The 5,258-nt window shown below is 72.9% G+C and carries 6 protein-coding genes; 2 read left to right on the top strand and 4 right to left on the bottom strand.

Annotated elements, in window-relative coordinates:
• Positions 1-63 precede the first annotated feature (63 nt).
• Positions 64-1,143 carry a discoidin domain-containing protein gene (locus tag AC13HU_RS31500; RefSeq protein WP_483045389.1) on the bottom strand — a complete coding sequence of 360 codons (1,080 nt, stop codon included), beginning with the start codon at positions 1,141-1,143 and terminating at the stop codon, positions 64-66.
• Between AC13HU_RS31500 and AC13HU_RS31495 the strand changes: the two genes are divergently transcribed.
• Together AC13HU_RS31495 and AC13HU_RS31490 are read left to right on the top strand one after the other, a co-directional pair.
• Entirely contained in the window at positions 1,142-1,486 is a 345-nt protein-coding gene (locus AC13HU_RS31495) for a hypothetical protein (protein ID WP_483045388.1), read from the top strand. The two genes, AC13HU_RS31500 and AC13HU_RS31495, sit on opposite strands and share 2 nt — an antisense overlap.
• Positions 1,487-2,003: 517 nt before the next feature.
• The gene (locus tag AC13HU_RS31490; RefSeq protein WP_483045387.1) at positions 2,004-2,627 is read left to right on the top strand and encodes a hypothetical protein; all 624 of its coding nucleotides are present in this window, start codon (positions 2,004-2,006) and stop codon (positions 2,625-2,627) included.
• Positions 2,628-2,773: 146 nt separating this feature from the next.
• Here AC13HU_RS31490 and AC13HU_RS31485 read toward each other — a convergent pair whose 3' ends face one another.
• From AC13HU_RS31485 to AC13HU_RS31475, 3 genes are all read right to left on the bottom strand, one after another.
• On the bottom strand, positions 2,774-3,436 hold the full coding sequence (locus AC13HU_RS31485; protein ID WP_483045386.1) for a class I SAM-dependent methyltransferase: 663 nt from the start codon (positions 3,434-3,436) through the stop codon (positions 2,774-2,776).
• Positions 3,437-3,653: 217 nt separating this feature from the next.
• Entirely contained in the window at positions 3,654-4,739 is a 1,086-nt protein-coding gene (locus AC13HU_RS31480; protein WP_483045385.1) for an S-(hydroxymethyl)mycothiol dehydrogenase, read from the bottom strand.
• Between the two features lie 159 nt (positions 4,740-4,898).
• Positions 4,899-5,144: an SCO5918 family protein gene (locus tag AC13HU_RS31475; RefSeq protein ID WP_483045384.1), complete on the bottom strand. Its 246-nt coding sequence runs from the start codon at positions 5,142-5,144 to the stop codon at positions 4,899-4,901.
• Positions 5,145-5,258 lie beyond the last annotated feature (114 nt).

Raw genomic sequence — 5,258 nt, 5'->3', positions numbered from 1 at the left:
CCGCACGGCTGGTGGAAGGGGCGCCCTGGCGCGGCGGGGAGTTGACACCAGGGCGCGTCCGGATCAGGTTCCGTAGACCTGGAACTCCCAGAGGGAGTACCCGTACTGCGTGGCCCGCTGCGTGCCGTACAGGCGCACGTAGCGGCCCGATCCGGTCACCGGCAGCGTCTGCTCGCCGCCGGTCCCGCTGGTGGTGGAGTAGACCGAGGTCCAGTTCTGGCCGTCGGGCGAGGTCTGGATCTGGAACGCGGTCCCGTACCCGGCCTCCCAGTCGAGCTTCACCTGGTTGATGGTGTGCGTGGCGCCGAGGTCGACCTGGAGCCACTGCGGGTCGGAGAAGCCGCTCGACCAGCGGGTGGAGATGTCGCCGTCGGTCGCGTTGGACGCCGGGAAGTCCGCGCTCTCGTTCGAGGAGGACGTGGTCGGCTTGCCCTGCGCGATGTTCGGGCCGAGGTCGCCGGCGGCCGGCTTGTTGTAGACGGCCACGTAGTCGATGTTCATCTGGCCGCCGGACGCGGTCGCGGCGGTCGGGCCGCCGCCGAAGGCACCGGGGAAGGCGCCGCCGATCGCCAGGTCGAAGATCACGTAGTAGCTGTGGTCGACGGCGTTGGCCCACGTGGTGGCGTCCACCTGGCTGGAGTTGATGGTGAAGTACTCGGCGCCGTCGAGGTAGTAGCGGATCTGCTCGGGCGACGTCGAGCGGTCGATCTCCACCGCGTAGGTGTGGTAACCGGTCTGGCAGCCCGCGCAGGCGCGCTCACCGGAACCGATGCCGGTCGACTCGTTGCACGGTCCGCCGGGGCTGACCCCGCAGTGCAGCGTGCCGAACACCGAACTGCGGGCGTTGATGTCCTCCATGATGTCGACCTCGCCGGAGCCCGGCCAGCCGACACCGACCCGCAGCGGCGAACCCAGCATCCAGAACGCCGGCCAGTAGCCCGCGCCGCTGGTGGTGTCGAGGTTCGGCTGCTGGATCGACGCCTGGACGCGCACCACGCCGCCCGGCCGCGCGCCGAACCCGTCCGCCTGCGTCTCCACCCGGCCGGACGTCCAGCCGGAGTTGGGGTCGGTGCCGTCGTGCAGCGCCTTCAGCACCAGGTGGCCGTTGCCGTCCTGGTAGACGTTGGCGGTGCTGTCGGTCATGGTCTCGATCTCGCCGGTACTCCAAGTCGTCGCCGTGCCCGGCGAGTTCCAGCACCGGTGCCCGCCAGCGCATCCGCGGGTGGAGGCCGCCCAGCACGGACTCGACTCCTCCGTCGAGGAGTTGGCGGCTGCGTACGGCGCGGTCGGCAGCGAGCGCGGCGGCCAGACCGTCGCGGTACGGGGCGACCGCCACGCGATGGTACGCGCGTACGGCCGCGGCAAGGCGGGCGGTCGCGTGCGGACGGGCCTCGGCGAGGTCGCGGGCGGTACGGGGCGGCAGGTCGCGGTGGCGCGCGACGTAGTCGATGTCCGCCCGCAACGACTGCCGGGGCGTCGCCCGTAGGCGCGCCAACTCCTCTTCCAGGGTGCGCAGTCCGGTGTGCGGTCGCAGGAAGCGGGGCACGGGGTGGGGCGGCGCGGTCGGCGCCAGCGCGGTGAACGGGTCGTACGCGCCCCCTTCGGCCGACGCGCGCAGCCCGGCCCCTACGGTGCGGCGCCACAGTTCGAGGCCGGGCGAGGCCGGTCCGTGGCCGAGCCGGAAGACGCTGAAGCTGGTCATCGCGAGCGGGCTCGGCGCGGCTGCCAGCCGGGTACGGGCCAGGTCGTCCAGCGTGAAGTGGATGCGCACCGTACCCGCCTCTCCGCCCGACGCACCCGCGTCGTTTCGGGCAGGACCGAAACGTCTTTCCGTACGTCCTTTGTACACGGCACGGTGGTCGCACGGGGCGCTTCCGTTCGCCGGGGTCTACGGGGGGGCGAACGGACGTGCCGCGGAAGGGATTTGGCGACGACGACGGCCGACGACGGCAGCGGACGGCAGCGGACGGCAGCGGACGACGGCACGGGAAGAGGGCGGCGCGATGGGCATCGAAGTGCGTGTGGGAGTACGCGGCGGGCGGCGGATCGGGGCCGCCGTCATGGTCACGGGCGCGGTCGCCGCGCTGCTCTGCGTACCCGCGAGTGCGAGTGCGAGCTCGAGCCCGAGTGCGGACGTGGTCCGGGCCCCGGTCCAGGCCGCCGCCCCTTCCCTGACGCCGCCGCCCGGCCTGCACGGCCCGGTCGTCACGCACCCGGTGCAGGCGCCGGTCGACTACGCGGCGGGCGAGGTCTGCGCCTTCCCCTCGCACTCGGACTTCCCGGTCGCCGACCTGACGCTGAAGACCTGGACCGACGACGCGGGCAACCCGGTGTTCGGGATCGAGAGCGGCCCGCTGCTGATGCGGACCACCAACCTCGCCACCGGGCGCTCCGTCGTCAGCGACATCTCCGGCACCGGTGTGATCACCTACCCGGCGCCAGGCGTCAGCGTGCTCAGCGGCAACGACTGGTCCGCCGGCTTCCACACCGGCGACCACCCGCACAACAAGTGGATCGTCGCCCACGGCTACATGTCCGTGCGGCTCGCCACCGTCGACGGCAGGACCACCCACACCCTCCTCGCCCTGCGCGGCCCGGCGGACGACCTCTGCAAGACCCTCTCCTGACCCCTGCGGCGCCTGCGGGGTGGGGCGGCGCCATCAGGGGCGCCGGGGGTGCCCCGGTTTCGTCAGGGGCACCCCCACCCGGGCGAGGTTGCGGGAAGAAGACCGCGTGACCGGCCCGGTACCGGCCGGTGGTGGAGCGGCGCCGCTCACCGCGGCACCGGCTCCTGTCCGGTCGGTTCCCGCACCACCGGCTCCCGCATCACCGCGCTCCCCAGCGACATCGCGCCGACGAACCGCGGCGCGCCCTCCTCGTAGAACACGTCCAGCTCGGTGAGGGTGAAGCCCGCGCCGGTCAGCAGGTCCGGGATCGGGCGGGTGAGCCGGCAGCCGCCGGCCAGCCGGCGCTGGATCGGTTCGAGCCGCCGCTGCCAGCGCCGTATGTTCTCGTCGGGCGCGAGGCCGTGTTCCACGAACCGCAGGGTGCCGCCCGGCCGCAGCACGCGCCGTACCTCCCGCAGGGCCGTGTCCGGGTCGGGGATCGTGCACAGCGTCCAGGTGGAGACGGCCGTGTCGAAGGTCGCGTCGGCAAACGGCAGCGTCTGCCCGTCCAGGCCCGAGCGCAGCACCGGTACGGACGAGGCCCGCACTCGGCCGTCGGCCAGCCGCCAACCGGCGTCGGAGGGCTCCACGGCGTCCACCCGTGTCACGCCGGCCGGGTAGAAGGGCACGTTGCGCCCCGAGCCGAAGCCGATCTCCACCACCGCGCCGGTGAGTTGCGCGCAGACCCGGCGACGCAGCACCGCCGCCTGCCGCGATCCGCAGGCCATGTCGACCAGCCGCGGCACGACCCGCTCCGAGTAGACGCTCATGCCCGCCGCCCCCTTGTGACGCTCCTCCCGCCAGTCTCGCACCGCGGCGGCGCGGCCGGACCCCGGCGACGCCGTGTTCGTGCGTCGCTCCTCCCGCCGCGCTCCCGGCTCCCTGTCCTTCGCGCGCTCATCCGGCCCGGCCGGGGTTTCCCCGGCTACCCCGCCGCCGAGGTCGGCCGGTCCTGGCGTCGGGGCCGGGGTCAGGGTCGGGTCGGCGTCAGAGCACGACCACCGAGCGGAGCACATCGCCGTCCCGCATACGGGCGAACGCCTGCTCCACGTCGGGAAGTTCGATGGTCTCGGTGACGAACGCGTCGAGGTCGAGGCGGCCTTGGAGATAGAGGTCGATCAGCATCGGGAAGTCGCGCGAGGGCAGGCAGTCGCCGTACCAGGAGGACTTCAGGGCGCCACCGCGGCCGAAGACGTCCAGCAGGGGCAGTTCGAGCTTCATCTCCGGGGTGGGCACGCCGACCAGGACCACGGTCCCGGCCAGGTCCCGTGCGTAGAAGGCTTGCTGGTAGGTCTCGGGGCGGCCGACCGCCTCGATCACCACGTCGGCGCCGAACCCGCCGGTCAGCTCGCGGATCGCCTCGACCGGTTCGCTGGTAAGGGAGTTGACGGTGTGGGTGGCGCCCAGACGGTGCGCGGTGGCGAGCTTGCGGTCGTCGACGTCCACCGCGATGATCCGCGCGGCGCCCGCCAGCCGGGCGCCGACCACCGCGGCGTTGCCGACCCCGCCGCAGCCGATCACCGCGACCGAGTCGCCCCGGCCCACGTTGCCGGTGTTCAGGGCCGCGCCGAGCCCGGCCATCACCCCGCAACCGAGCAGTCCCGCGGCCGCGGGCGAGGCCGCCGGGTCGACCTTCGTGCACTGCCCCGCGGCCACCAGCGTCTTGTCGGCGAACGCGCCGATGCCCAGCGCGGGCGACAGTTCGGTGCCGTCGAGCAGCGTCATCTTCTGCCGGGCGTTGTGCGTGTCGAAGCAGTACCAGGGCCGACCGCGCCGGCACGCCCGGCAATTCCCGCACACCGCACGCCAGTTGAGCACCACGAAGTCTCCGGGCTCGACCTCGGTCACGCCGGCGCCGACCGACTCGACCACACCGGCCGCCTCATGGCCGAGCAGATACGGGAAGTCCTCCCCGATGCCGCCCTCCCGGTAGTGCAGGTCGGTGTGGCAGACCCCGCACGCCTGCACCGCGACCACGGCCTCGCCCGGCCCGGGGTCCGGTACGACGATCGTCTCGACCCCCACCGGGCCGCCCTTGCTCCGCGCCACCACACCCCGCACCTGCTGCACCACGGCATCCACCTCTCTGACGTCTGGGAGGACCTCGTATTCTCCCGGGATGCGGGGTGCCGTGCGACAAGCCACGCAGCGCCCGCGCCCGGCGGAGACGGGAACGGCGACCGTGCGACCCCGCCCCGTACCGTGCCGGCTCCGGGTAGCTACTCCAGGTAGCTAGCCGGCGGTGGTGCTGTGCAGCGGGAACCCGAGCGCCTGCATCGCCCGCTCCACCTCACCCGCGTTGAAGTCGCGGCGGTCCTGGCGGGTGAGGGCCGCGCCGACCTGCATCACCGGGTAACGGACCCCGCCGATGTCCACGGAGCTGCCGGTGACGGGCTCGGGAGTGATTCCGCTCATCACCTGCTCCACCTCGGACGGGTGGAAGTAGAAGTGGTGGCGGGCGATGGTGACGCGCATCATGCCTCGACAGGGGTGAGGGGACAGGGCCGAAAACTCCACACTCTCATGTTTCCGGCAGGGGGCATACCTGCTGTTCGACGGCCTTGAACGGCCCCGGACGACGCCGTGGAAGGC

The organism is Streptomyces sp. NH27 (assembly GCF_056859195.1).
This window is presented reverse-complemented; position numbering and strand designations above follow the sequence as displayed.